Raw genomic sequence first — 23635 nt, forward strand, 5'->3', positions numbered from 1 at the left:
TGCGCAACCCAATCAGGCTCTGGTTGTCCCCCGACGTGCTCGCACGGAGTGAATCGATGCTGCGCAAGGTGATGGTGTTTCTGGGTTCCGTGGCCCTGCTGCTGTTGTTGGGCACGGCGCTGGTGTTGGGCTACCTCTTCACGGGAGGGCGTCCCGCCGAGGGCCGGGTGCTGGCCGTGAGTGATGCGGAGCGCTACCTGCTGGCCGCGGCACGCGAGGGAGACGTGGAACTGGTACAGGGGCTGGTGAAGGCCGGGACGCCGGTGGACGTACAGAATGACCGGGGTTTCTCGCCGCTCATCCTCGCGGCGTACCACGGCCACACCGAGGCGGTGCGGGTGCTGCTATCGGCGGGGGCGGACGCGTGTGCGGGGGACTCGAGGGGGAACACGGCGCTGATGGGCGCGGCCTTCAAGGGGCACGCGGACATCGTCGAGCTGCTGCTGAAGCAGCCCTGTGCGGTGGACCAGTCCAACGGCGTGGGCCAGACGGCGCTGATGTTCGCCCGTCTCTTCGGCCGCGAGCAGGTGGCGGAGCGTCTGCGCGAGCACGGCGCCTCGGAGGCGAAGCGGGACGCGAGCGGACGCACCGCTGGGGACTGGGCGCGCACACAGTCCGCCCCAGCACCCATCGCCGCGCCGGCGTCCGTGGTGGGCTCGGCCTCCACGGTCCAGTGAGGACCCGGTCAGCTGCCGTGGGGTGACGCCGCCTACCCCGTGGCGTGGCTCCGGAGTCTCACGAGGATGTCCCGAGCACGAGTCCAGAGGATCGACCCGCCCTCCAGGGGCTCCAGGAAGCGGGTGGAGTGGGGCAGGCGCGTGGCGAGGGTGGCGCCGGAATCGGGCGAGTGGACGGTGCTGGTGTCCGCGCCGCCGTACCAGAGGTCCACGGGGACGGTGACGTGCTCGGGCTCCAGCAGCCAGGGACCCAGGGCGTTGACGAGGTCCCTCGCGTACCCCTGAGGGCCCTGGGAGAAACCCTCGCGCAGGGAGCGCTGGTATGCCGGGCCGAACGAGTCACTCAGGTAGAGCGCCCGGTCACGCTCACCACTCATTCCGATGATGAGCTGCCACAGGCCATCCCACGTGGCCATCCGTGAGAAGGACTGCTCGAAGCCGGCGGGGTCCTGGCGGGCGGCGCGGACCATCGCGGCGACATCGGGGTGCAGGCGTGGGGCGAGGGAGGGCCAGGCGAGGTCATCCTGCCCGGACACGAGGGCCACGGCCTTCACGAGCCCTCTGCCCGCGAGGGCCAGGGCGAACGGTGCACCCTGGGAGAAGCCCACGGCGGTGACGTCGCGCAGCGCATGCGCGGTGAGGAACTGGCGCACGTCCTCCACCCAGGAGGAGAAGGTCTTCTCCGGATGAGGGGTGGACGCGCCGAGGCCGGGCCGGTCGATGGCGAGGAGCCGCAGGCCGAGGTCCGCGAGCGCATCCGCGCCGAAGCCGAGCGAGCCGCTCATGGCGGCGCCGGTGCAGAACAGGACGGGGAGGCCGTGGACGGGTCCCCACTCGGACCAGGCGAGGGTGCGGCCGTCATGGAGCCGCAGGGTTGTCTGTCTTTCGGGAGGCGTGACACCCAGGTTCATGCGGGGGGGGATGATAGCGGCGTCCCCGAGGCACGGAGTGCGGGAAAGGGCGTCAGGTCCGCGTGTCCGCTCGCAGGACGGCGTCCTCCCGTTCTCCCGCGAGGTGCTCCCGGAGCTGCCGGCTGAAGAGCTCCAGCTCATGATAGGTCGTCTGGAGCTCGACCTCGGTCACGTGCTGGGACTGGGGGCGGTCGGAGGGACTGACCGTCGTCGCGACACGGACGCGGACGCCAATGTGGCCGGCGGAGTCGAGCGGGTAGGCGGAGATCGCCAGATGGACCTGCTCCAAGCGGTTGTCCCGCCAGTATCCACCGGCGAGACCTGCCCGGGCCTCCTCGGTCAGGGGATACGCCGCGAGCGCCGAGGCGAAGCGCTCGAGCTGCTCCGCGCCGAACCATGCGCTGCCCTGCCCGCTGAAGCCCTGGGAACGGACGCTGGCATGAAGCTCTCCGGTGCCGTCGTCATCCTGCTGGAACCGGAGACGCAGTCCATCACCCGTCATGAGCACACCCTTCCTTGAGCCCGGAGTAGCAGCCGGGGAAGATGGTGGTGAAGGTGACGGTGCCCTCGCTGTCCGTCTCCTGCACGCCGCGCAGGTCGTTCTGGCTGGTGAGGTTGTACATCGAGTACTTGCCATCGCGGTCGCAGTGCCAGAGGTAGATGGCATACCCGGCGAGCGGGCCGCAGCTGTCGTTGCCGTTGACGAGGGGCAGCTTGACGGTGAGTGGAACGCCCTCGGCGGTGCCGGTGGAGCCGGCGATGCTGGAGCGGATGTCATTGCGCACGATGCCCGCGAGCACGAGTGCGTTGGGCCCGTTGGAACCATCCCCGGGATAGGGGCCGGCGGTCTCCTCGGGAATCGTCGCGCACTCCGAGGAGCCACCGGTGCCACCACAGCCGACGAGCGGAAGGAGGGCCGCGCCCGCCATCCACCGCAGGAGCTGCCGGCGGTCCGTCATCCCCGCCAGGGTCTTCAAGTCGTGTTCGAGGCCCTTGTCGTGGTCATGCGTGTCGTCGTGCATGGTGTCTCCCAGTGATGGCTGGAAGGTACCCGGAAACTCCTTGAGCAATTCTGAAGAGCACGGCGCGGCCCGCCGGGGAGCCGCTCGTCCGGCTGCCCCTCGCGGGTCACCTCATGGCTACGGCGTGAAGACCGACACGCCGATGGCGTCACCGGGCACCAGGCCGATCAGCACCCAGTGCTCGCCGACCTTGCGAAGCGTGCCGGGCGCCCCCTTGAAGACCCAGGCACCATCCTTCTTCTCCAGGGGGTGGTTGGCGCTTTTCGACCACTGGGAGGTCCCGCTCTGGATGTAGCCGGGCAGCGTCACGTTCGCCTTCTGTCCCGCGAAGAAGGCCTCGTAGTCCTTCACCAGGTGGTGGTGGTCTCGGGATTGCGGAGGAGCCACCGGTTCAGGGCGATGAGGCGCTGCGTGGGCGACGAGGGATTGAGGATCTGCGGCCTCCTCAGCGACGTGGCTTCCCACCGGGGCCGGGTGTAGCGGACGGAGACGGCGGCTTGGCCGTTGCCATAATCCACCTCGCGTTCCACCGTGCACTCGACGAACCGGGACAGCGCGGCGTAGAGGCCGGGCCTGTCGAGGTCCGTCTCCGACAGGTACCAATGATGACGCCGGAGGAAGTCGAGGTCCTCCTGCCGGATGAGCTCGGAGGGGCGGTAGTGCTCCGGGAGGCGCGAGAGCACGGGGTCCGGCAGCAGCTGGTACTGACAGAGGACCCGCGCGATCTGGGACAGCGTCAGCTCCGGGTGCCGCGCCGGGAGGCGCTCGGGGCTACCGGTGACGGCGGTGCTTCCCACGGAAGCGGAGGGCGCCGCACACCCTCCGAGCAGAAGCACGAGCCAGGTCAGCCACGAGGAGGAGCGGAGCATGCGATGGAGCCTCGCCCGGCATTCTAGAGCGCCTCTGACCCCCCGCGCTGCCAACGCGGCCATTTCCCCTCGCCCTCCGGGAGAGGGACGGGGTGAGGGTGCCACGGATGCCGGGTTGAACCCCTGTCCACCCTGTGGGCCACGGGTTGAATCACGGGGGCAGGCACCCTCACCCTGACCCTCTCCCGAGGGGAGAGGGAATATCCGCGGCCCGTCCCTCTCAGTCGAACTTGTAGCCCTTGGGCACCACGACGATGCCGTTGTCGGTGACGGTGAAGCCGCGCGCCTTGTCGGCCGCCAGGTCGTAGCCGATGCGGGCGTTGGGCGGCACGCGCACGTCCTTGTCGATGATGGCGTTGCGCACCTTGGCGTGCCGGCCGATGTCCACCTCGTCGAAGATGACGGAGCGCTCCACCGTCGAGTACGAGTTCACCCGCACCCGGCGGAAGAGGATGCTCTCGCGCACCGTGCCGCCCGAGATGATGCAGCCACCGGCCACCATGGAGTTGAGCGCCCGGCCCACGCGCTCGCCCGCCTCGTGGACGAACTTGGCCGGCGGGCTGTACTCCACCGCCGTGCGCAGCGGCCACTCCGGGTTGAAGACGTCGAACTCCGGATCCACCGACACCAGGTCCATCGAGGCCTCGTGGTACGCCTCGAGCGTCCCCACGTCGCGCCAGTACGTGTTGGCGCGCGTCTGGCCGGGGATGGGGTTGGAGTGAAAGTCATACGCGTGGATGTGGTAGCCATCGCGCAGCGCCCGCGGCAGCACGTCCTTGCCGAAGTCGTGCTGCGAGCCCTCGGTGCGCGAGTCCACCTCCAGCAGCTCGCTGAGCACCCGGCGGCTGAAGATGTAGTTGCCCATGCTGCACAGGGCCATGTTCGGCTTGCCCGGCATGGCCAGGGGCTCCTTGGGCTTCTCCTGGAACCCGGTGACGCGCCCGCGCTCGTCCACCTGCATCACGCCGAAGCGCGAGGCGTCCGCCAGCGGCGTGGGGTAGGCGGCGATGGTGATGTCGGCGCGGTGGGCCTCGTGCTGCTCCAGCATGTGCGCCACGTTCATCTTGTAGATGTGGTCGCCGGAGAAGATGGCCACGTCGTCGGCGCGGTAGTTCTCCACCAGGTGGAGGTTCTGGTAGATGGCGTCCGCCGTGCCCCGGTACCACACGTTGCCCAGCTGCTCGTAGAGGTACATCTGCGCGGGCGCGAGCGTGATGAAGTAGTCGGCCAGCAGGCCCGAGCCGAAGCGCCAGCCTCGCTGGATGTGCTCGGTGAGCGACTGGGCCTTGAACTGCGTCAGCACGTAGGTGGCGTAGACGCCCGAGTTGAGGAAGTTGCTGAGGGCGAAGTCGATGATGCGGAACTTGGAGCCGAACGGGACGGCCGGCTTGGAGCGCTTGGACGTCAGGGGCGCCAGGCGTGTGCCCTGACCCCCCGCGAGAATCATCCCGAGGACGCGTTTGCGACTGCTCATGTGGTGGAGAACCCCCTGCCGGCGACCAGTATAGGAGGCTTCCCGGGAAAGGCGCGGTTTCGGCCGAAGCGCCTCGCGATGGTGGTGCAGTGTTGAGAAGCCAACCCTGGCGCGGGTGGCCGCCGGGTTCATCGAAGTGACAGTCGGTGTGCGGCAAGGGTTTTGACGCGCCGCCCCGATGAGCGGCCGGTCAGGAAGGCGCTCCCTGCGGGAAGGCCGATGGCTCCCCACGTTCCCGGCGAGCAGCGGCTTTCTCGAAGGGAGACAATCCATGACCCGGAGCAAGTTCATCCTGGCGGGCCTCATCGCTGGCGCCATGGCGTTCGGCACCGCGTGCAAGTCGGACAAGGCGGCGGAGATGCCGCCGGCGGATCCCTCCACCACGGAGAGCACCCCGCCTCCAGCCACGGACGAGGGAGGTACCACGATGCCTCCTGCCGGCACGGGTGGAGCCGGTATGGAATCCGGCGTCGCCGCGCCCATTCCCGATACGGGCGTCATGGTTCCGGAGGACTACGGCGGTTCGGGCGAGATGAACCCGGAGAACCCGGGGACGGGCGGCTCCGGCGACATCATCCAGGACGACGAGGTCCGCCAGGATGACGTCACCCTTCCCGACAGCATGGGGGGCTCCGGCCTGCAGGACGACGAGGCGGCGGGCGGTGCCGGCACCCCGGACCCGGACGCCACGCAGCGCCAGGACGAGGACACCCAGGACAAGGCGAAGGACAACAGCGGCACGGGCGGCTCGGGCCTCGAGGACGACCAGCGCTTCGAGGGTGACAGCTTCCCGAGCGACAGCGAGCGGGTGAACGAGCCCGTGGCTCCGCCGCCCGCGGGGGCTCCGGTTCCGACTCCGTAACGCGCCGCGCGAGGGGCGTGAAAGAGGCGACATCGGCACAAACAAGTGCCTGGGACGGGGCCACGTGGCGGTAGATTCGCCGCGTGGCCCATCCTCTTGCTGGCAAGCTCCCTCCCGAGTCCCTCCTCATCAACCCCGAGACGCTGCGCTCCCAGTACTACTCGGAGCGTCCGGACGTGAACGTGGCCGAGCAGCGCGTGGCCTTCGGCACCTCCGGCCACCGTGGCTCGGCCGCACGCCGGGCCTTCAACGAGGCGCACATCCTCGCGGTGACGCAGGCCGTCTGTGAGTACCGCGAGCAGCAGGGCATCGACGGCCCGCTCTTCCTCGGCATGGACACGCATGCGCTGTCCGAGCCGGCGCAGCGCACGGCGCTCGAGGTGCTCGCGGCCCACGGGGTGCAGGTGCGCTTCACCGACGGGGCCACGCCCACGCCGGTCATCTCGCACGCCATCCTCACCTACAACCGCGGGCGCGGGCAGGGGCTGGCCGATGGCATCGTCATCACGCCCTCGCACAACCCGCCCGAGGATGGTGGCATCAAGTACAACCCGCCCAACGGCGGCCCCGCCGACACGAACATCACCGGGTGGGTGGAGAAGCGCGCCAATGAATTGCTCGCCGCGGGCAACACCGGCGTGCAGCGCATTCCCTACGAGCGTGCTCGCACCTCCTCCACCGTGAAGACGTATGACTTCATCACCCCGTACGTCGAGGATCTCGGCAACGTGGTGGACCTGGAGGTGGTGCGTGGGGCGAAGCTGTCCATCGGCGCGGATCCGCTGGGCGGCTCGAACCTCGCGTACTGGGAGCCCATCGCCGCGCGTTATGGCCTGTCCATCCAGGTGGTGAACAAGACGGTGGACCCGACCTTCCGCTTCATGCGCGTGGACCATGACGGGAAGATCCGCATGGACTGCTCGTCGCCCTACGCCATGGCGGGCCTGGTCGAGCTCAAGGACCGCTACGACATCGCCTTCGGTAACGACACGGACTCGGACCGGCACGGCATCGTCACCCGCGGCGCGGGGCTGCTGAATCCCAACCACTACCTGGCGGTGGCCATCCACTACCTCTACCAGAATCGTCCTGGCTGGAAGCCCGGCACGGGCGTGGGCAAGACGCTGGTGAGCAGCAGCATGATCGACCGCGTGGCGAAGGACCTCGGCCGCCGCGTGGTCGAGGTGCCCGTGGGCTTCAAGTGGTTCGTGGACGGGCTGCTGGATGGCTCGCTCGGCTTTGGCGGCGAGGAGAGCGCGGGCGCCTCGTTCCTGCGCCGCGACGGCACCGTGTGGTCCACCGACAAGGACGGCATCATCCTGGACCTGCTGGCCACGGAGATTCTGGCGCGCACGGGCAAGGATCCGGGCGTGCACTACCAGGAGCTGACGCGGAAGTTCGGCGCGCCGCTGTACACGCGCATCGACCAGCCGGCCACGGCGGCGCAGAAGTCGGCGCTCAAGAAGCTGTCGCCGGAGGCGGTGCGAGCCACGACGCTGGCGGGCGAGTCCATCCTCCAGCGGCTCACGAAGGCGCCCGGCAACAACGCGGACATCGGCGGGCTCAAGGTGGTGACGGAGAATGGCTGGTTCGCCGCGCGGCCCTCGGGGACCGAGGACGTGTACAAGATCTACGCGGAGAGCTTCCGGGACGCGAAGCACCTGGACGCCATCGTGGACGAGGCGCGCCAGATCGTCAGCGACGCCTTCGCGCGAGGCTGAGAGGAGGAGCCGTGGACAATCCCCTCTCCCTTTGGGAGAGGGTCGGGGTGAGGGTCTTCCCCGCTTGGAGCGGGTGCCCGCGCCGGAGGTGCCATGGCTCAATCGCTGACTCCCGGGGAGACCGGAGCGCTGCTGGAGCGTTTCGGCTACTGCTACGACAGCGTCATCCGCCGCATCGAGCTCGTGCTGCCCCGGGGGCAGCCCCTTGCCCAGGTGCACATCGACATCGAGACGCGGGACGGCCAGGAGTCCTGGCGGTGGGGCCTGCTGTGCATGTCCGTCGTGGACCTCCAGCACTACCGCGTGATGCAGGCCCCGCGGATGGAACTCGGGGTTGTCTATGACGGCATGTACATCGGGTGGAAGGAGGACGGGACCGTGCGGCTCGACCTCCTGCCGGGGACGGACTACCGGAACGGACCGAACGGGAACGAGCCGCCTTCGCCGGACCACGAGTCCCCCTGCTACTTCGTGGGGCGGGAGCTCTCCTGGGAGTTCCAGCCGTACGCGGCGTGATTCACCATCCGTGGCCCCGGGGATGCTCTACAACCCCTGAGCCGCAGTCAGAGGAGGGCCGGTCTGGGAGCGCTTCGGGCCGACCGTTCTCGTGAGGCGCGAGGCGCCGTGGGCCGGGTGACGAGCAGGGAGCGCATGTTCCCGGAACCCATATCGTGGGGAGAAGTCCCCACGCCTGTGCCGGGCCGGGATGTCTCGCATTCGGGGCCGTCCACGCAGCGGCGAGGCAGGTGTTACATTCGGTGCTGGATGAGCAACGAGCGGAGGAGCTGATGGGAACCTGGGCCGAGGACATGATGGAGCGGGGAGTCCAGAAGGGTTTGGAAAAGGGTCTGGAGAAGGGTCTGGCACAGGGCCGGCTCCAGGAGCGCGCCGAGGTGGTACTCCGGATTCTCACCGCGCGGGGCGTGCCCACGGACGAGGCGGCCCGGCAGCGCATCCTCTCCTGCACGGATGGGGAGACCCTGGACCGCTGGTTCGATCGTGCCTTGAACGCCACCACGCTCCGCGACGTGCTGGAAGACCTGCCCCAGTAGCACTCAACCTTCGCGAAGGCGCTCGGGGTGGGTGTACACGTTGAATCGCCCGTTGCGCACGAAGGTGGCGAGCGTGATGCCCGCGCGCTCGGCCAGGTCGATGGCGAGCGAGCTGGCGGCGGAGACGCTGGCCACGAAGGGGCAGCGGGCCATGGCGGCCTTCTGGACGATCTCGAAGCTGACGCGGCCGCTGACCACGAGCACGGTGGGGCGCGAGTCGGCCGGTCGTGAGGCGCGCGCCGAGCGCAACCCCTGCTCGAGCACCAGCGCGCCCACCACCTTGTCCACGGCGTTGTGGCGGCCCACGTCCTCGAAGGCCGCGAGCACCTTGCCGTGTTCATCGAGCGCGGCGGCGGCATGGACTCCGCCGGTGCGGGCGAAGTTGGGCTGAACGGAGCGCAGGTGCTCGGTGGCGTGGGCGAGCACGGAGGCGGGGAGCTCGGGGCCCGGGGGAACGGGGCTGCACGAGGCCATCAAATCCTCCACGCTGCGCCGGCCGCACACGCCACAGGCCGCGGTGGTGAGCGTGCCGCGCTTCGTGGCGCCCATGTGCTCCAGGTCGATGACGAGCCCGGGAGCGGGTGTCACCTCGACGGTGTTGCCGTACCCCTCCTCGCCGGGCCTGCCGCAGTGGGCGAGTCCGCCGATGTCGTCGGCCGAGTGGATGAGGCCCTCGGCGAAGAGGAAGCCGGTGACGAGGTAGCGGTCCGCGCCCGGGGTGCGCATGGTGACGGCCACCGTGTCGCCGCTGATGCGGATGTCGAGCGGCTCCTCGAGGGCCACGGTGTCCTGTTCCTCGGGCGCGAGCTTGCCGTCCGCGGTGTAGCGCCGCACGGGCCGCCGGGTGACGCCGGGAGGCAGGGGGGCCAGGTGTCTGTCTTCGCTCATCGCGAGAGCACTCCATCGCGCAGGCACTGCTGGAGGAAGGTGGCAATCCCTTGCACCTCCTCCGGGCCGAAGCGTGTCATGCCCTCGGGCACCGGGGCCTCGCCCACCACGGCGAGCACGTCCCGCCGCTCCGCCGCGAGCAGGGGCCCCAATCCCTCGCGCCACACCTCCAGCTTGGGCAGGGGCCCGTGCTTCCACCCCTCGACGAGCACCAGGTCCACGGTGCCGGCGAAGCGCTCGAGCAGGGCCAGCACCTGTTCGGGAGGCTCGGGGAAGGAGAGCTGCACACCCGCGGGGTTGGCGAAGGCGACGAAGGCGGCACCGGACTCCGCGTAGCGGGCGGTGTCACTGCCCTCGCGGTGCAGCGGATGCGCATGAGACGAGTGCTTCACCACGCCCACGCGCAGGCCGCGCTGGTGCAGCTCGGGCACGAGCCGGGTGAGGAGCGTCGTCTTCCCCGAGCCGGACCAACCCACCACGGAGAGCGCGGGCGGACGCATCAGGGCACCACGGGGAGGAAGCGGGGCCGGTCGAAGCGCTCGAAGTCCACCTCGTCGCCCACGGCGAAGTCGGCGCGGCCCGGGGGAAGGACGGCATGGCCCTCGGCGCCGATGTTCTGCAGGTGCTGCCCGGCGCCCTGCGAGCGGATGCGGGCCCACACCTGGCCGTCCTCGCGGGTCTCCAGGGTACCGCTGACGAGGTAGGTGAAGCCGGCCTGCTTGTGCCGCGCGTCATCGAGCCGGACGCGCAGGCGCTGACGCTCCTCGGAGACGCCCTGGAAGCGCAGGAGGAGGGGCCGGGCGAACTGGTCGAAGGCGACGGTGGCGGCGCCGGGGTTGCCGGGGAGCACGACGACGGTGGTGGTGCCGAGCCTCGCGACGGCCACGGGCTTGCCGGGCTTGAGGGCCACGCCATCCACGAGGAAGGAGGCGCCGAGGCCGGCGAGGAGACTCTTCACGCGGTCCTTGTCACCCACGGAGGCGCCGCCGGTGGTGACGAGCACATCGGCCTCACCGGCCAGCCGCCGCAGGGCGGAGCGCAACACCTCGTCGTCGTCGCGGGCGCGCTCCTGGGCGACGACGAGGGCACCAGCCTCGCGAGCCAGGGCGGCGACGAGGATGAGGTTGCTCTCGTACACCTGGTGGGGCAGAGCGGGCGCGCCGGGAGGCACGAGCTCATCGCCGGTGGCGAGCACGGCGACGCGGGGGAGGGGACGCACGAGGGCGTGGGTATCGCCCAGGGAGGCGAGCACGCCGAGCATGGAGGCATCGATGCGCTGACCGGCGCGGAGCAGGGGCGTGCCGGCGAGGAGGTCCTCTCCGGTGGGGCGGATGTCCTTGCCGGGAGGAACGCCGACGCAGACATCGACGAGCCCCTCGCTGGGGACGATGGTGGCCTCCTGGCGGACGATGGCGTTGGAGCCCTCGGGGAGGGGGGCGCCGGTGAAGATGCGCGAGGCCTCGCCGGGCTGGAGGGAGCGTGAGGGGAGGTGGCCTGCGTAGACGGTGTCGACGACGCGCAGACGGGCGGGACGGTCGCGATTGGAGCCGGAGGTGTCGTCGGCGCGGACGGCGTAGCCATCCATGGCGGACACGGGGCAGCCGGGGAGGGAGCGCGAGGCGACGACCTCCTGGGCGAGGAAGCGGCCGAGGGCGTCGAGGAGGGGAACGCGGGTAGGGGACGCGGGTTGGAGCGCGTCGAGGGAGGCCGTCCGGGCGGTGGCGAGCGGAGAGAGGGACATGCGAGGAGACGTCGTCCGGAGAGCTTTAGCGCAAGGGCGGGGCGAGCGGGGGCTGGAGTGGAGGTAGCCTTCACCAGAGGACGGAGCACGGGGCGCGAGGAGGCCTGGCGTGAGCGATAGGGAACGAAGCGGGCCGGAGTCCGCGGACGTGACACTGGCGGTGATCGCGGGCGGCAAGGGCGAGCGGCTGGGCGGGGTGGCGAAGGGCCTGCTGGAGGTCGAGGGCCGGACGGTGCTGGAGCGGGTGTTGGAGTTGGGGCGGCGATGCGGAGACGTATTGCTGGTGACGAACGAGCCGGGGCCCTACGCGCGCTTCCATCTGCGGACGGTGGAGGACGTGGTGAAGGGGAGGGGCGCGCCGGGAGGGGTGCACGCGGCGCTGGTGGGGGCGAGGACGGAATGGGTGCTGGCGGTGGCCTGCGACATGCCGTTCGTGTCGGAGGTGGCGGTGCGGGTGCTGTTGGACGCGCGAGCCCCCGAGGTGGACGCGGTGTGCTTCACGGTGGGAGGCCGGGTGGAGCCATTGCTAGCCCTGTACCGGAGCGCCCTGGCGGACGAATGGGGAGAGGCGCTGAAGAAGGAAGAGCCCTCCCTGCGAGCCCTGCTCTCCCGCTGCCGGACGAAACTGCTCCCAGAGGAGTCACTGAGAGCCGTGGATGCGGAGTTGAAATCCGTGGTGAGCGTGAACACGCCAGAAGACCTCGCGCGCCACGGGGTCGCACGTCCACCGGCTTCAGAGGGTCCACAGGGTCCACAGGGTACCCCCGCCACCACTCCGCCCAATCTCCCCTCGCCCCCCGGGAGAGGGACGGGGTGAGGGTATCCGGGCCCCGGGTTGAGCCCCTCCACCGTGTCACATGGGCATTCCTCCACTGTTCCACCCGGGGAACAGTGATTTGCCCGGAGGGCCTCTAGTGGAACAGGGGCACACGGAGCATCCTTACCCCATGTCTTCGTCCCGACCAGACCGGCGCACGCTCCTGAAGGCCGCTGTGCTCGGTGTGGCCTCGACCCTGCCACTGGTGGGCTGCCGCGATTCAGCCCGTACCGCGCGTCCATCCCAGGAGGGAACCTCCGCCATGACCCCTGCTTCCACCGAGCCGCGCATGCCGGTGCTCTTCATCGGGCACGGCTCGCCGATGAACGCCATCGAGGAGAACACCTGGACACAGGGCTTCCGCTCGCTCGCCCGGCAGTTGCCCAGGCCCAAGGCCATCCTCTCCATCTCCGCGCACTGGTTCCTGCCTGGCACGCATGTCACGGGGAACGAGCACCCGCCCACCATCCACGATTTCGGCGGCTTCCCCCGGGCCCTCTACGAGATGCAGTACCCGGCGCGAGGCAGCGTGGAGCTCGCGAATCGCGTGGTGGGGTTGCTCGGAGCCTCGAGGGCCTCGGTGCAGCACGACTGGGGCCTGGACCACGGCACGTGGACGGTGCTCCACCACCTGCGGCCCGAGGCGGACGTCCCGGTGGTGCAACTGAGCATCGACGCGCGGCTCGCCCCCTCCGAGCACTTCACTCTCGGCCGGGCGCTGGCCGGGCTGCGGGACGAGGGCGTACTGGTGATGGGCAGTGGCAACGTGACGCACAACCTGCGTCACGCCTTCACGAGCATGCGCTCGGGGGACACCACCACCCCGGCGTGGGCCGAGCGCTTCGATCAGGACGTGGCCCGTGCGCTCGAGCAGCGGGACGGAGCCTTCCTGGCGCGCGTCATCGAGACGGACGCGGGCCGGATGTCGCACCCGAGCATCGACCACTACCTCCCGCTGCTGTACGCGGCGGGGGCGGCGGGGGACGGGGGCACGGTGCGTTTCCCGGTGAGCGGATTCGATCTCGGCTCGCTGTCGATGCGCTCGGTCCTCTACAGCTGACTCAGCCGCCGGAGGACGGAGACGCGGAGAGGGGCCGTCCCTTGAGGAACTCGAGCAGGAAGTCGCGGAAGGCGGACACCTTCCGGGGGACGTGCTGGGTGCGCGGGTACAGCATCACGAGGGACGTGGACGGCTGCGTATAGCGGGGCAGCACGCGGACGAGCTGCCCGGAGCTCACATCCGCCTGGGCGAGGAAGGTGGGGAGGACTTGGGCAGCCCGAGCCCGCGGGCCGCCTCCGAGAAGCTGCCCGTCTCCGCGACGGCGATGAAGAGGCCCAGCAGGTTCAAATCCATTGAAACTCCAGTCCCTCTCGAAAATTACACAGTCAGAAAGGTCCGCAAGTCGGGTAACGTGCGTTTCAACCCGGACGTCCCTCCGGGTGGAGAGGGCAGGTGGTGCGGCCTCTATGAGTCGATTGAAGGACAAGGTGGCCCTCGTGACGGGGGCGGCTTCGGGAATCGGTCGTGCCACGGCGCTCCTGTTCGGCCGGGAGGGCGCGCGGGTGGTGGTGACGGACATCTCTCCGGCGGGCGAGCAGGTGGCGCAGGAGATACGGGCGGCTGGAGGGCTGGCCTTCTTCGTGGTGCACGACGTCACGGATGAAGTCACCTGGCAGAAGGTGATGGCGCGCACGCTGGATGTGTATGGCCGGCTGGACGTGCTGGTGAACAACGCGGGCATCGCCATTTCGCGCTCGGTGGCGGAGATGAGCATGGCCGAGTGGCGCGAGCAGATGGCGGTGAACCTGGACGCCGTCTTCCTGGGCACCAAGTACGCGGTGCGCACCATGCGGCTGGGCAAGCGCGGGGGCTCCATCATCAACGTGGCCTCGGTGTCCGGGCTCGTGGGCAGTCCGGGGACGGCGGCCTACTCGGCGAGCAAGGGCGGGGTGCGCATGTTGAGCAAGGCGGTGGCCATGGAGTGCGCGCCGGACAGCATCCGCGTCAACTCGGTGTTCCCGGGCGGGGTGCGCACGCCCATCTGGCAGAACGCGGACTGGTGGGAGGGCTTCGTCCAGCAGGTGGGCAGCGAGGACGAGGCGTGGAACAAGCTCGAGGGGGCCTCGCCGCTGGGCCGCATGGGCGAGCCCGAGGACATCGCCGAGGCCATCCTCTACCTGGCCTCGGACGCCTCGCGCTACGTCACCGGCGCCGAGCTCGTGGTGGACGGCGGCTACACCGCGCGCTAGTTGCGGCCCCACTGCCGGGGGCGGGTGAAGCGGTAGAAGCCGCTCTGCTCCTCCTCGGCGATGGTTCGCGCCTCGTCGGAGAAGTAGCGCGCGCGCAGCTCCGTCAGCCGCGCCTCCAGCTCCGGCCCCGCGTACTGCTGGGCCAGCGCCTCGCGCTCGGACATGTACTGCGAGCCCAGCTCCCAGCGCGCGTCCCGCATCCGGTCCAGCTCGTCCCAGCGCTGGAGGGCCTCCTCGTCCAGGCCCATCTCCTGGCGGATGGTGCGCAGGTTCTGCGCGCGCTGCTCGGGCGCCATCGCCATCAGGTCCTTCTGCACCGAGCCCAGGTCCAGGAAGCGGTTCATCAGCTCCTGCTGGTGGGCCTGCACGTAGGCCTGCGACTTGTCACCGTACGTCTTCTCCAGGCTCTGCTTGTACTGCGCCATCCGGTCGCTCACGGTGGCGTTGGGGAGCGTGTCGATGCTCTTGAGCGCATCGGTCACGGCGGTGTTGCGCAGCTCGGCCACCCAGAGCTTCTCCGCCACCTCCTTGCCGAACAGCCGGTTGCGCTCCTCCCAGATGGCGGCGCGGCGCTCGGCCTCCGGCTTGTCCTTGAGCTCGGCGCGGTGCTCCTTCACCCACGACTCGTAGTCCAGGCGCTGGCGCAGCCGCTGGGCGAGCTCGTCATACAGCTCGGGGAAGGCCTGCTCGAGCAGGGCGAGCAGCTCCGCCTCCCAGCCGGTGGGGTTGAGCTTCTGGAAGTGGCGCATGAGCTGCTCGAGCATGCGCATCTGCGTATGGGGCTCCCGGATGCGCGAGCCGTAGCGCGAGCGCAGGTAGGAGACGAGGTCCCCGGTGGGCGGTTCCATGCCCTCCGCGCCCTCGGGGGCTCCGGCGGTGGGGGCCGCCCGGTTCCTGGCCGCGAGGGCCTGGGCCTCGGGAGTGGCCGCGGCCCGGGCGCGCGCCGGGTCCGAGTCGGGCGCGGCGTCGCCGCCGGGACGCGCCTTGAAGACGAGCAGGGCGGAGCCGGCCAACAGCAGGGCGAGCGCCACCAGGAGGGGGGCCTTCCGACGGTTCATGGGCGGCATCATCTCGGGGAGGGGGGGCGGAAGCAGGGCAAGGCTACCCCCGGAAGGCCCTCGCGCGCGATGGGGGGCCCTCCGGGGGGGGAGGCGGGGGCGTCAGTCGTAGGTGGCGATGTACTGGAAGATGGCGGCGTAGAACTCGGGCTCGTCGAAGGTGTCCGGGCCCACGCCGATCACGTCGATGTGGTCCTGGTTGATGACGCTCGAGGTGGAGGTCATCTGCGCCGAGGTGGGCGCGTTGATGTTGCCCAGGTAGGCCACGGCGGTGTCGTTGGTGACGGAGTCGAAGCCGAAGGTGGACTCGGAGTAGCGCAGCCGGTAGCCCATCTGCTGCGAGTTGATGCCCACCAGGCCGTCGTCATCGGTCTCGTTGGCGTAGCCGTCGCCCTTGCCCGCGGCGCCGTCGTTGTCGCAGTCGTCCACGCAGTAGCCGTCGCCGTCGATGTCGTAGAAGAACTCGCTCACCAGGTAGAGGGCGGGGTTCACGCTGGCGCCGTTCTGCGCGGTGATGAGCGACACGTAGCGGGAGGCGTAGCGCGAGTCGATGGGGTTGTTGACGTTGAAGTTCTTGGCGCCGGTGGTGAGGCCGTCGGTGGCGCTGTAGTCGTTGTAGACGAGCTGCTTGGCGGCGCCGAAGGCGTCATTGCCCGACTTGTAGATGACGTTGCCGTAGATCTCCGCCAGGGCGGCGATGACGCTGGAGACGCCGGGCTTCAGGTCGAGGATGTACTTGGCCACGGGCGAGCCGCGGTGGGGCGAGGACACGCTGACGAGCACGCTCACCACGGTGTAGCCCTTGCGGGTGTAGAGCACCTTGGCCGCCTTGCGCGCGTCCAGGCCGCCCTGCGAGTGGCCGATCAGGTTCACGCGCGTGGCGCCCGAGCTCGCCATGTACCCCTCGATGTCGTTGGCCAGGTCCAGGCCACGCACCTCGGAGTTGTGGAAGGGCTGCACCTGGCCCACGAAGCTCTTCTGGCCGCCGTCGATGTCCTCGTTGCAGGGCACCTCGAAGAGGCTGCAGGTGTCGCCGACGAACATGCCGTAGTCGTCGCCCCAGTAGTCGTAGCCGAGGATGTCGTCGAAGCCGGCCATGCCGTGGGCGAACACCACGGGGTAGGTCGTCTTCGCGGCGCCGGCGTTCGCCTGGGTGGTGAGCCCGAGCGCGCACAGCGCCATCAAGAGGGTGTGCAGCTTCTTCATGGGGACTCCTTGGGTGTCCCTGCCGGGAGCCCGGTCAGGGCAGTGGGGGTATGGCGGAGCAACCCTCAGCAATCCTCGCGCCAGACCCGTTGCGTCATCGCTTCGGGGATGACGCGTTGCGTCGTGTAGGGGAAGTGGAGCATTGATGCTCCAGTCAACCACGCGCCCCGAGCATCCCAGGGGCCTCTCGGAGGCCAAGAATCCAGGAGTCTCCGGGGGTTACACCGAGACCTCACCAACTGTCCTGATTGAGGACAGTAGATGACGTGGTTTCGGACAAGGGAGCGAGGGGCCCGGAGGGGGGAAAACGAAAACCCCCGCGCCTCGGGGAGAGGGGCGGGGGTCCGTGGGGGGGGGCCGCGGTGGGGGTCAGTGAGGCAGGGCCGGAATCACGGCCGGTACTCCCAGTGCCAGGGCTCGGAGGGGACGGTGCGGGCGAAGCCGAAGCGGCTCGCGTTGTTGGCCAGCCACTTATAGGTGGAGGTGCCGGTGCCGCCCACGTTGATGTCCACGGCGATGCCGCCCTGGTGGTTGGAGTATCCGGGCCTGGCGGCGAGGTTGCCGGTGCCGTTGAGGTACTTCTGGTAGAGGATGCGCTGCTCCTCCATGGAGCGGAAGCCGCTGTTGACGTGGAGGTTGATGCCGGCGGCCCTGGCGGCGGCGTGCATGCGGTTGAAGGCGGCGGCGGCGTCCGAGCGCATCTCCTTGCCGTTGGGGATGGAGGAGAGCTTGATCTGCCGGGGCGAGCCGTTGACGTAGCCGGTGACGGTGCGGCCGCCACCGCCGCCGGACGGGTTGGTGACGGAGCCGGTCACCTTGATGCCGAGCTTGTCCCACGTCTTGGGGCCCACGACGCCATCGGCGGTGAGGCCCTTGGCCTTCTGGAAGGCCTTCACGGCGGCCTCGGTCTTGGGGCCGAAGGCGCCATCGGCGGTGCCGGCGTTGAAGCCGAGCTGGTTGAGGCGCTTCTGCAGGGCGCGGACGGGCTCACCGCGGGCGCCCTCGCGCAGGGTGGGGCCGGAGCCACCGGAGGTGGGGGTGGAGGGCTTGGGGGCGGTGGCCTTGTTGAGGGCGTTCCACGTCTTGGGGCCCACGACGCCATCGGCCTCGAGGCCCTTGGCCTTCTGGAAGGCCTTCACGGCGGCGAGCGTCTTGGGGCCGAACTGGCCGTCGACGGAGCCGGGGTTGAAGCCGGCGGCCTTGAGCTTGTTCTGGAGGGTGGTCACCGCGGCGCCCTTCGCGTTCAGGCGCAGCGTGGGGGGCGCGGCGGCGGCGGCTCGGGGGGCGAGGGCGGCGGAGGAGCGGGCGATGGCGACCATGGCGGGGGCCTTGGGGGGTTCGAAGGGGGGAAACGTGCTCCTATTTTCGTAGGTGCCGGGAAGAAGTTTCCTGACACCTGACGATTGTTGATGAGCCACGGGAATGGAGGAAAGCGCTGCCACCTGGGGCCGGGGGCCGGTACGCTGGAGGGACGCGGGTTCCGGGAGGGGAACGTGGCGATGAGGATGAGACTCGACACGATGGCGGGGGAGACGTTCCTCCGGTTGGAGGATGGGGTGGTGCGCCAGGAGGACGGGCCGAGGCTCGCGCTGGTGACGCGAGGGGAGGAGCTGGCGCGGCTGCTGGAGGGGGCGATGGCGTGCTCCTTCTCGCACGAGGTGCCGGAGCGGGCGGAGGAGAGCGCGGTGGTGGAGCGCTTCCTGAGGGACTGCTCGGAGTACAGCGACGTGCGCGGGCTGCCGGACTCGTTGCGCGAGGAGATGGAGGAGCACTTCGCGGGGCTGTTGGACGCGCTGTGGAAGCTGGACTGGCTGGTGTTCGGCGAGGCGCGCGAGACGACGCTGGTGCCTGGGGAGGACCCGGTGCGGGGGCGAGCGGTGACGTTGTGCCTGGCGCGCTACGACAGTCCGTCGGTGCAACTGGGGGAGAAGCTGCGCCGGTACGTGGAGAGCTTCAAGGAAGCGGTGGTGCGCATCGAGGGCCGCTCCGACGCCAACGAGGGCGGAGCCGGCAATCTGTTGCACTGAACTCCCTCTCCCTCTGGGAGAGGGTCGGGGTGAGGGTTTGCCACCACTCCGGGCAGTAGGGCGAAGGCGGTGACACGAGCGGCACCGCCTCCGCCCCGGTACCACGGACTGCTACAGCCAGCAGGCGTCGGGGCTGTCACCGGTGCGGGTGGTGAGGCCCTTGGAAAGCTTCTGGCGCTGGACGACGGGGGACTGCTGGGTGCCCGTCTCGGGGGGCGAGGTGGGCTCGGACTCGAGACCACCACCGCAGGCGGCGAGCAACGGCAGCAGGGCGAGGGCGCGCGGGCCACAGCGCTTCGCGGACGGGGGGAGCATGGAATTCCTTCCGGAGGGGGGACGTCCGGACCTTATCCGGTAGTTTCCGGAGTTCCACGTTCAAGTCAATACGCTGGAATGTTACAGAATGTTTTGTCTGGCAAATGACCCTGTCCCGTGACGGGCGCGCGAGGTGGCCGTCACGGAGGGGGGAGGCGGTCAGCGGGCCTGGAAGTGCCTGGAGTAGAGGGACTCGAGGGACTGGAAGTAGCCGCGCTCTTCCCACATGGCGGTGGCGAGCCGTTCGGCGAGGGAGGCGACTTCCTGCTCCTCGCCCTCGAGGGGAGTGCGGGGAGCGCCGTTCCACGACTCGAGGGCCTTGGTGAGCTCGGAGAGGAGGAGTCGGCTGCCGGCGAAGAGACGGCGGAGGGCCTGGTTGACGGGGCGGGCGTCCAGCTCCTTGCAGGCGGCGTCGATGGCGGCGTGGACGCGGCGGGGGACGTCCTCGGTGGCGAGGGTGGTGGCGTCGAGATCTCCCCGCTCGAGGGCATGCTGGAGGAGGTAGCCGTGGTGGAGGGAGACGGAGGCCATGTCCACGCAGTCCTTCACCCAGATGGCGGTGGCCAGACGCCTGTAGGCCTTGCGCCAGGTGAGGCGCAGGGAGAAGAGGGCCGTCTTGCTGGCGAACTGCTGGAGGCGGCTGCCCTCGCGGGGGTGGAGGCCGGCGAGCACGGTGACGGTGCGATCCGGCGGGGAGAAGGAGCGCTCGCGGAGGATGGAGCGGACCATGCCCTCGCGGACGCGGCGCAGGGCGTACTCGTCGAGGAAGGGGACGGGGATGAGGGGAGTGAGGCCGGAGGCCACGGCGTACAGCGCCACACGCTGCACCTGGGGGGACACGGCGGAGGGCTGCGGCTCGGAGCCGGATGTCTGGGAGGACATAGAGGAGTCAGCGGGGAATTAGCACGGACGGGTGCGCGCCGTGAGGCTCACCGCGTGGCGGGGGCCGCGAGCGTCAGATGAGATTCACCTTGCCACCGGAGCCGGGGCCCGGACGTCCCGAGGTGCCCAGGGCCCGGCACACGGCGAGGTACTGCTTGTGCAACTCGAGCGACAGCGGATCCAGGATGAGCGCCCGCTCATAGGCCTCGCGCGCGTGGGAGAGCAGCCCGGCCTGCTGGTGCGCCTGGGCGGTGGCGAGGTGCACCCGCAGCGGCCCCTGCGCATGCGGACGCCGGGCGAGGAAGTCCCGGCGCAGCTCCTCCAACTGGGTGGCGGTGAGCCCCGCGGCCAGGCAACGCGCCACGCCCTGGAAGTTGCCCCGCTCGGCGTCGTAGGCGGCCCGGCGCTGCGGATGGCTGAGCGTCTCGGCCGCCTTGCGCACCCGGTCCAGCACCGTCTCCACCTTGGCGCGCAGCGCGGGCGAGATGGGGCGCTCGCGCAGCCGCTCCAGCGCACTGCAGGCCCGGCGCGCGCGCACCCGCAGCTCCTCGCAACCCGAGTCCGGCGGCAGCGCGAGGAAGACGTAGAGGTCCTCCGTCCCACGCTCGCGGTAGGGGGCGAGCACCTGCTCCACCTCGGCCTCGGCGGCCGGGTCCATCGGGGGGCGCAGCGTGTGGATCGGCTGTCCCAACATCAGGTGCGCCACCGCCGCCTTGAAGGAGACGGAGGGCTCCACGAATTGCACGCCGAAACCGGCGGACATGCCCCAGGCCCGCGCCTCCTCGGGCTGCACGTGCCGCACCACCTCGCACTCGCACGTGAGCTCCCCATCCGGGTGCTCCAGCGCCACCACCACGCGGGAGAGCAGCGGCGGCAGCAACGGGTCCATGCACAGGAACATGCCTCCGCGCGTCAGGTCCGTGCACGTGAGCTGCTCGGCCGCGGCCCCGGGGTGCGCCGTCATCAGCACGGGCAGGGCCAGGGCGGGGCGCACGGAGAAGGGGCCCATGGGCGGCGGCGTGCGCGCGGGGCCGGCCGGTGAGCGCACCATGTCGAGCGCCACCTGGAGCGCCCCGCGCATCGTCGAGGCGCTCTGGAAGCGGTCCCCGGGCTCCTTGGCGAGCGCGCGGAGGATGACGCTGGAGAGCGCGGGCGGCACGTCGGGGCACAGCGAGGTGGGGGGAATGGGCTGCTTCGTCTGGTGGGCGAGCAGCAGCGCGGTGAGGGAGCGCTCGACGAAGGGCAGCCGCCCGGTGACGAGCTGGTAGGCGATGACGCCCAGGGCGTAGATGTCGGCGCGGCCATCCAGGGACTCGCCGCGCGACTGCTCCGGGGCCATGTAGTCGGCCGAGCCGATGATGGCGCCCTCCTGGGTGTCGGTGCCGCGCTCGTCGCTGTCGAGCAGCTTGGCGATGCCGAAGTCGAGCACCTTGACGAAGGCGGGGCCGTGGCCGCGCTGGAGCAGGAAGAGGTTCTCGGGCTTGAGGTCCCTGTGGACGATGCCGCGCGCGTGCGTGGCCTGCAGGGCATCACACACCTGGGCGAGCAGGGCCACGGCGACCTCGGCGCGCACGGGCCCGCGGCCGAGGAGCGCGGAGAGCGGCTCGCCCTCGAGGTACTCCATGACGAGGTAGGGCCGGGGCGGCGCGGGGTTGATGTCGATGATGTTGACGATGTTCTCGTGGCCGATGAGGTTGACGGCGCGCGCCTCCATGTGGAAGCGGCGCAGCACCTGGGGCGAGTTGGCCAGGCGTCCGTGCAGCAACTTGATGGCCACGCGGCTGCCGATGTCCACGTGCTCGCCGAGGTACACCGCGCCCATGCCGCCGCGGCCCAGCAGGCGGGTGAGCTGGAAGCTGCCGATGCTCATCCCCAGCAGCGACTCCGGCCCCGCCTCCCGGCGTTGAGCCGAGGGCTCGAGGGTCGTGCGCGGATCGGCGGACTTGTCTGGGCCTGCTTCGCTGGACATGGGTCGGACGACGCTGAGGGCGTGCTGGGATGGTCCCACGAAATGTCCCCCCCGGGACATCCCCCAACCGCCTGGGTTTGGAACTCGGAAGCCATTGTCTCCCACCCGCCCGTGTAGGCGCAGTGAGCCGGGCTGTAATGATTCACTCCGGGTGCGGACTTGTGCTCGCTAGCCGACAGTGGAGGGAAGAGGCGGAGGGAGGAGCAGTAGGGTGGTGAGCACTCACCGGCGGGGCGAGGGTCAGCCGATCACGGCCCCACGAGGACGCCCGGATTGAGAATCCCCCGCGGATCCAACGCGCCCTTCACGGCCTTCAAGGCGAGAGCGAACGGCTCGGGGCGCTCGCGGTCATACCAGGGGCGATGGAGCCGGCCCACGGCGTGGTGGTGGGTGATGGTGCCGCCGTGCGCCGAGATGGCCTCACTGGCGGCCTGCTTGAGCGCCATCCACTGCTCCAGCTCGCCGCCGCGCTTCGCGGGGCCGAGGAACGTGTAATAGGGCGCGGGCCCATCCGGGTAGACGTGGGTGAAGCGGCAGCTCACGGTCCCGCCGCCGCAGAAGCGCTCGAGGGCTCCTCGTACGGCATCCAGGATGGCGCCATGGAGCGAGTCGAACCTGTCCCAGGTGCAAGCGGTCTCGAAGGTATCCGCGATGACGCCGAGGCTCACCATGACGTTCTGCAGATACGGAGCCTCGATGAAGGCCGAGCGCCAGCTCTCGGCGGCGCCACTGGCGCGCGGCTGTACCCCCGGCTCATCGGAGCGGTAGCGGGCACCTTCGCGGCACTCGCCACCGTGGGAGGCGGTGATGGCGAGCGCTCTCTCCATCCAGGCGTGCAGCGGATGATCGGCGGACTCGAAGGCGAGCACGAGCACGCTGGAACCATCCCCGGCGACGCCATTGAGGAAGGACTCCTGCGCGTCGAGGAGCCTGCAATTGGAGGGATGAAGCCCGGACTGTGAGAGCTCGCGGACGGCGCGCACGGCGGCATCGAACTCGGAGAAGTGGACGCTGGCGCTGGCGCGGAAGCGGGGGCGGGACTGGAGCCGTACCCATGCCTCGGTGATGACACCGAGCGTGCCCTCGGAGCCGAGCACGAGCCTGTCCGGAGAGGGGCCGGCGCCCGAGGCGGGAAGGCGGCGCGTCTCGTAGAGCCCGCGCGGGGTGAGCATGCGGGTGGACTGCACCAGGTCGTCGATGTGCGTGTAGAGCGTGGCGAAGTGGCCACCGGCGCGTGTGGCGATCCACCCGCCGAGCGTGGAGAACTCGAAGGACTGGGGGAAGTGGCGCAGGGTGAATCCATGCGGGGCGAGCTGGGACTCGAGCACGGGCCCGGTGGCACCGGCCTGGATGCGAGCCGAGCGCGAGATGGGGTCCACCTCGACGACACGGTCCAGGCGGCGCAGGTCCATGGACACGGCGCCACGGAAACCATTCCCGATGGCGGCCTCGACACCGCGCACGACGCTGGTGCCTCCGCCGAAGGGGATGAGGGCCACGTGGTGGTCTCCGCACCAGTCCATGAGGGCGCGCACGTCCTCCTCGGAGCGGGGGCGGGCGACGAAGTCGGGCGCGGAGGAGAAGTCGCCGTGGAAGCCGCGCACGAGGTCCCCATAGCCCTTGCCATAGGTGTGCGCGGCGCGGTCCGCCTCATCCACCGAGCACAGGGTGGAGAGGGATGGGGGCGGAGCGACACGGGGGCTCGGGAGCCGCGGGGCCGAGGCGGGCTCATGGGGCTCCAGGGAGGGGCCGCCGAGGAGCGGGGAGACCTGTTCGGCGAGGGCTCTGCGTGCCTCGGTATCGGGGAACTTGTCCGCGTAACCCCAGCCCCAGATGCTCGTCGCGCGAGTGCTCATGGGGCGCGAGCGTACGCGGATCTTCTTCCGATAGCGCG

At 70.1% G+C, this 23635-nt stretch carries 27 protein-coding genes; 9 read left to right on the forward strand and 18 right to left on the reverse strand.

The features are described from left to right. Positions 1-677: ankyrin repeat domain-containing protein (locus tag Q664_RS11395; RefSeq protein WP_235216659.1), on the forward strand; the 677-nt coding region annotated here is incomplete at its 5' end. A 32-nt stretch (positions 678-709) separates the two neighbouring features. Here the strand turns inward: Q664_RS11395 and Q664_RS11400 are convergent. From Q664_RS11400 to glgC, 6 genes are all read right to left on the reverse strand, one after another. Then, the gene (locus Q664_RS11400) at positions 710-1588 is read right to left on the reverse strand and encodes an alpha/beta fold hydrolase (protein WP_200883689.1); all 879 of its coding nucleotides are present in this window, start codon (positions 1586-1588) and stop codon (positions 710-712) included. 52 nt (positions 1589-1640) lie between these two features. Further along, positions 1641-2090 carry a hypothetical protein gene (locus Q664_RS11405; RefSeq protein ID WP_043393512.1) on the reverse strand — a complete coding sequence of 150 codons (450 nt, stop codon included), beginning with the start codon at positions 2088-2090 and terminating at the stop codon, positions 1641-1643. After that, positions 2080-2610: a dioxygenase family protein gene (locus Q664_RS11410; RefSeq protein WP_052517963.1), complete on the reverse strand. Its 531-nt coding sequence runs from the start codon at positions 2608-2610 to the stop codon at positions 2080-2082. The genes Q664_RS11405 and Q664_RS11410 overlap by 11 nt, the downstream gene beginning before the upstream one ends. 117 nt (positions 2611-2727) lie before the next feature. Continuing rightward, positions 2728-2961 (reverse strand): hypothetical protein, encoded by a 234-nt coding sequence (locus tag Q664_RS11415; RefSeq protein ID WP_043393515.1) that lies wholly within the window; start codon positions 2959-2961, stop codon positions 2728-2730. Continuing rightward, a complete protein-coding gene (locus Q664_RS11420) occupies positions 2958-3479 on the reverse strand; it encodes a hypothetical protein (RefSeq protein WP_043393518.1) in 522 nt (173 codons plus the stop codon). The genes Q664_RS11415 and Q664_RS11420 overlap by 4 nt, the downstream gene beginning before the upstream one ends. A 220-nt stretch (positions 3480-3699) precedes the next feature. Beyond that, positions 3700-4953: a glucose-1-phosphate adenylyltransferase gene (gene glgC / locus Q664_RS11425; protein ID WP_043393520.1), complete on the reverse strand. Its 1254-nt coding sequence runs from the start codon at positions 4951-4953 to the stop codon at positions 3700-3702. Between the two features lie 271 nt (positions 4954-5224). On the opposite strand from glgC, the gene Q664_RS11430 reads away from it, so the two are divergent. From Q664_RS11430 to Q664_RS11445, 4 genes are all read left to right on the forward strand, one after another. Beyond that, entirely contained in the window at positions 5225-5815 is a 591-nt protein-coding gene (locus Q664_RS11430; protein ID WP_043393523.1) for a hypothetical protein, read from the forward strand. A gap of 83 nt (positions 5816-5898) precedes the next feature. Next, positions 5899-7536 (forward strand): phosphoglucomutase (alpha-D-glucose-1,6-bisphosphate-dependent), encoded by a 1638-nt coding sequence (gene pgm / locus Q664_RS11435; protein ID WP_043393524.1) that lies wholly within the window; start codon positions 5899-5901, stop codon positions 7534-7536. A 93-nt stretch (positions 7537-7629) separates the two neighbouring features. Next, positions 7630-8052 carry a hypothetical protein gene (locus Q664_RS11440; RefSeq protein WP_043393527.1) on the forward strand — a complete coding sequence of 141 codons (423 nt, stop codon included), beginning with the start codon at positions 7630-7632 and terminating at the stop codon, positions 8050-8052. A gap of 272 nt (positions 8053-8324) precedes the next feature. Beyond that, positions 8325-8588 (forward strand): RpnC/YadD family protein, encoded by a 264-nt coding sequence (locus Q664_RS11445; protein WP_235216660.1) that lies wholly within the window; start codon positions 8325-8327, stop codon positions 8586-8588. Between the two features lie 3 nt (positions 8589-8591). On the opposite strand, the gene fdhD is transcribed toward Q664_RS11445, so the two are convergent. The 3 genes from fdhD to Q664_RS11460 are packed head-to-tail and all read right to left on the reverse strand — an operon-like array spanning position 8592 to position 11217. Continuing rightward, entirely contained in the window at positions 8592-9476 is an 885-nt protein-coding gene (gene fdhD, locus Q664_RS60770; RefSeq protein ID WP_052517964.1) for a formate dehydrogenase accessory sulfurtransferase FdhD, read from the reverse strand. Continuing rightward, on the reverse strand, positions 9473-9976 hold the full coding sequence (gene mobB / locus Q664_RS60775) for a molybdopterin-guanine dinucleotide biosynthesis protein B (protein WP_043393530.1): 504 nt from the start codon (positions 9974-9976) through the stop codon (positions 9473-9475). The genes fdhD and mobB overlap by 4 nt, the downstream gene beginning before the upstream one ends. After that, positions 9976-11217: a molybdopterin molybdotransferase MoeA gene (locus tag Q664_RS11460; protein WP_043393534.1), complete on the reverse strand. Its 1242-nt coding sequence runs from the start codon at positions 11215-11217 to the stop codon at positions 9976-9978. The genes mobB and Q664_RS11460 overlap by 1 nt, the downstream gene beginning before the upstream one ends. 109 nt (positions 11218-11326) lie before the next feature. Between Q664_RS11460 and mobA the strand changes: the two genes are divergently transcribed. Further along, positions 11327-12034: a molybdenum cofactor guanylyltransferase gene (gene mobA / locus Q664_RS11465; RefSeq protein ID WP_084609752.1), complete on the forward strand. Its 708-nt coding sequence runs from the start codon at positions 11327-11329 to the stop codon at positions 12032-12034. Between the two features lie 262 nt (positions 12035-12296). Further along, a complete protein-coding gene (gene ygiD / locus Q664_RS11470) occupies positions 12297-13094 on the forward strand; it encodes a 4,5-DOPA-extradiol-dioxygenase (protein WP_043393537.1) in 798 nt (265 codons plus the stop codon). A 1-nt stretch (position 13095) separates the two neighbouring features. On the opposite strand, the gene Q664_RS57590 is transcribed toward ygiD, so the two are convergent. Continuing rightward, positions 13096-13272: a hypothetical protein gene (locus Q664_RS57590; protein ID WP_152622038.1), complete on the reverse strand. Its 177-nt coding sequence runs from the start codon at positions 13270-13272 to the stop codon at positions 13096-13098. Then, positions 13269-13388 (reverse strand): LysR family transcriptional regulator, encoded by a 120-nt coding sequence (locus Q664_RS57595; RefSeq protein ID WP_152622039.1) that lies wholly within the window; start codon positions 13386-13388, stop codon positions 13269-13271. Before Q664_RS57595 ends, Q664_RS57590 begins: the two co-directional genes overlap by 4 nt. Positions 13389-13501: 113 nt before the next feature. Here Q664_RS57595 and Q664_RS11475 point away from each other — a divergent pair, with 113 nt between their 5' ends. Continuing rightward, positions 13502-14284, forward strand: a complete 783-nt coding sequence (locus tag Q664_RS11475) for an SDR family NAD(P)-dependent oxidoreductase (protein ID WP_043393542.1) — start codon at positions 13502-13504, stop codon at positions 14282-14284. Here the strand turns inward: Q664_RS11475 and Q664_RS11480 are convergent. The 3 genes from Q664_RS11480 to Q664_RS62630 form a co-directional block, all read right to left on the reverse strand. Continuing rightward, positions 14281-15342, reverse strand: coding sequence for a hypothetical protein (locus Q664_RS11480; protein WP_043393545.1), 1062 nt, complete (start codon positions 15340-15342; stop codon positions 14281-14283). The genes Q664_RS11475 and Q664_RS11480 overlap by 4 nt on opposite strands. Before the next feature lie 102 nt (positions 15343-15444). After that, positions 15445-16548 (reverse strand): esterase/lipase family protein, encoded by a 1104-nt coding sequence (locus Q664_RS11485; protein WP_043393549.1) that lies wholly within the window; start codon positions 16546-16548, stop codon positions 15445-15447. A 389-nt stretch (positions 16549-16937) separates the two neighbouring features. Beyond that, positions 16938-17867 carry a peptidoglycan-binding protein gene (locus Q664_RS62630; RefSeq protein ID WP_043393551.1) on the reverse strand — a complete coding sequence of 310 codons (930 nt, stop codon included), beginning with the start codon at positions 17865-17867 and terminating at the stop codon, positions 16938-16940. A 186-nt stretch (positions 17868-18053) separates the two neighbouring features. On the opposite strand from Q664_RS62630, the gene Q664_RS58970 reads away from it, so the two are divergent. Continuing rightward, complete coding sequence (locus tag Q664_RS58970; protein WP_160174385.1) at positions 18054-18575, forward strand: hypothetical protein; 522 nt, start codon at positions 18054-18056, stop codon at positions 18573-18575. 111 nt (positions 18576-18686) lie between these two features. On the opposite strand, the gene Q664_RS11500 is transcribed toward Q664_RS58970, so the two are convergent. From Q664_RS11500 to Q664_RS11515, 4 genes are all read right to left on the reverse strand, one after another. Continuing rightward, positions 18687-18890, reverse strand: coding sequence for a hypothetical protein (locus Q664_RS11500; RefSeq protein WP_043393558.1), 204 nt, complete (start codon positions 18888-18890; stop codon positions 18687-18689). 159 nt (positions 18891-19049) lie between these two features. After that, on the reverse strand, positions 19050-19772 hold the full coding sequence (locus Q664_RS11505) for a hypothetical protein (protein ID WP_043393562.1): 723 nt from the start codon (positions 19770-19772) through the stop codon (positions 19050-19052). Between the two features lie 73 nt (positions 19773-19845). Beyond that, entirely contained in the window at positions 19846-21741 is a 1896-nt protein-coding gene (locus Q664_RS11510; RefSeq protein WP_084609754.1) for a serine/threonine-protein kinase, read from the reverse strand. 248 nt (positions 21742-21989) lie between these two features. Then, positions 21990-23597, reverse strand: a complete 1608-nt coding sequence (locus Q664_RS11515) for an FAD-binding oxidoreductase (protein WP_043393565.1) — start codon at positions 23595-23597, stop codon at positions 21990-21992. Positions 23598-23635 lie beyond the last annotated feature (38 nt).

It is taken from the genome of Archangium violaceum Cb vi76, assembly GCF_000733295.1.
Classification (GTDB): Bacteria; Myxococcota; Myxococcia; order Myxococcales; family Myxococcaceae; genus Archangium; species Archangium violaceum.

What these genes read in the sequence shown, in the direction of transcription:
- Q664_RS11475 (WP_043393542.1), top strand. Translation starts at nt 13,502, where the DNA reads ATGAGTCGATTGAAGGACAAGGTGGCCCTCGTGACGGGGGCGGCTTCG.
- Q664_RS11440 (WP_043393527.1), top strand. Translation starts at nt 7,630, where the DNA reads ATGGCTCAATCGCTGACTCCCGGGGAGACCGGAGCGCTGCTGGAGCGT.
- Q664_RS58970 (WP_160174385.1), top strand. Translation starts at nt 18,054, where the DNA reads ATGAGACTCGACACGATGGCGGGGGAGACGTTCCTCCGGTTGGAGGAT.
- Q664_RS11430 (WP_043393523.1), top strand. Translation starts at nt 5,225, where the DNA reads ATGACCCGGAGCAAGTTCATCCTGGCGGGCCTCATCGCTGGCGCCATG.
- Q664_RS11400 (WP_200883689.1), bottom strand. Translation starts at nt 1,588, where the DNA reads ATGAACCTGGGTGTCACGCCTCCCGAAAGACAGACAACCCTGCGGCTC.
- mobB (WP_043393530.1), bottom strand. Translation starts at nt 9,976, where the DNA reads ATGCGTCCGCCCGCGCTCTCCGTGGTGGGTTGGTCCGGCTCGGGGAAG.
- ygiD (WP_043393537.1), top strand. Translation starts at nt 12,297, where the DNA reads ATGACCCCTGCTTCCACCGAGCCGCGCATGCCGGTGCTCTTCATCGGG.
- Q664_RS11485 (WP_043393549.1), bottom strand. Translation starts at nt 16,548, where the DNA reads ATGAAGAAGCTGCACACCCTCTTGATGGCGCTGTGCGCGCTCGGGCTC.
- fdhD (WP_052517964.1), bottom strand. Translation starts at nt 9,476, where the DNA reads ATGAGCGAAGACAGACACCTGGCCCCCCTGCCTCCCGGCGTCACCCGG.
- Q664_RS11510 (WP_084609754.1), bottom strand. Translation starts at nt 21,741, where the DNA reads ATGTCCAGCGAAGCAGGCCCAGACAAGTCCGCCGATCCGCGCACGACC.
- Q664_RS11505 (WP_043393562.1), bottom strand. Translation starts at nt 19,772, where the DNA reads ATGTCCTCCCAGACATCCGGCTCCGAGCCGCAGCCCTCCGCCGTGTCC.
- Q664_RS57595 (WP_152622039.1), bottom strand. Translation starts at nt 13,388, where the DNA reads ATGGATTTGAACCTGCTGGGCCTCTTCATCGCCGTCGCGGAGACGGGC.
- Q664_RS11405 (WP_043393512.1), bottom strand. Translation starts at nt 2,090, where the DNA reads ATGACGGGTGATGGACTGCGTCTCCGGTTCCAGCAGGATGACGACGGC.
- Q664_RS11420 (WP_043393518.1), bottom strand. Translation starts at nt 3,479, where the DNA reads ATGCTCCGCTCCTCCTCGTGGCTGACCTGGCTCGTGCTTCTGCTCGGA.
- Q664_RS11410 (WP_052517963.1), bottom strand. Translation starts at nt 2,610, where the DNA reads ATGCACGACGACACGCATGACCACGACAAGGGCCTCGAACACGACTTG.
- Q664_RS11480 (WP_043393545.1), bottom strand. Translation starts at nt 15,342, where the DNA reads ATGAACCGTCGGAAGGCCCCCCTCCTGGTGGCGCTCGCCCTGCTGTTG.
- Q664_RS11445 (WP_235216660.1), top strand. Translation starts at nt 8,325, where the DNA reads ATGGGAACCTGGGCCGAGGACATGATGGAGCGGGGAGTCCAGAAGGGT.
- Q664_RS11515 (WP_043393565.1), bottom strand. Translation starts at nt 23,597, where the DNA reads ATGAGCACTCGCGCGACGAGCATCTGGGGCTGGGGTTACGCGGACAAG.
- Q664_RS11500 (WP_043393558.1), bottom strand. Translation starts at nt 18,890, where the DNA reads ATGCTCCCCCCGTCCGCGAAGCGCTGTGGCCCGCGCGCCCTCGCCCTG.
- Q664_RS62630 (WP_043393551.1), bottom strand. Translation starts at nt 17,867, where the DNA reads ATGGTCGCCATCGCCCGCTCCTCCGCCGCCCTCGCCCCCCGAGCCGCC.
- Q664_RS11460 (WP_043393534.1), bottom strand. Translation starts at nt 11,217, where the DNA reads ATGTCCCTCTCTCCGCTCGCCACCGCCCGGACGGCCTCCCTCGACGCG.
- glgC (WP_043393520.1), bottom strand. Translation starts at nt 4,953, where the DNA reads ATGAGCAGTCGCAAACGCGTCCTCGGGATGATTCTCGCGGGGGGTCAG.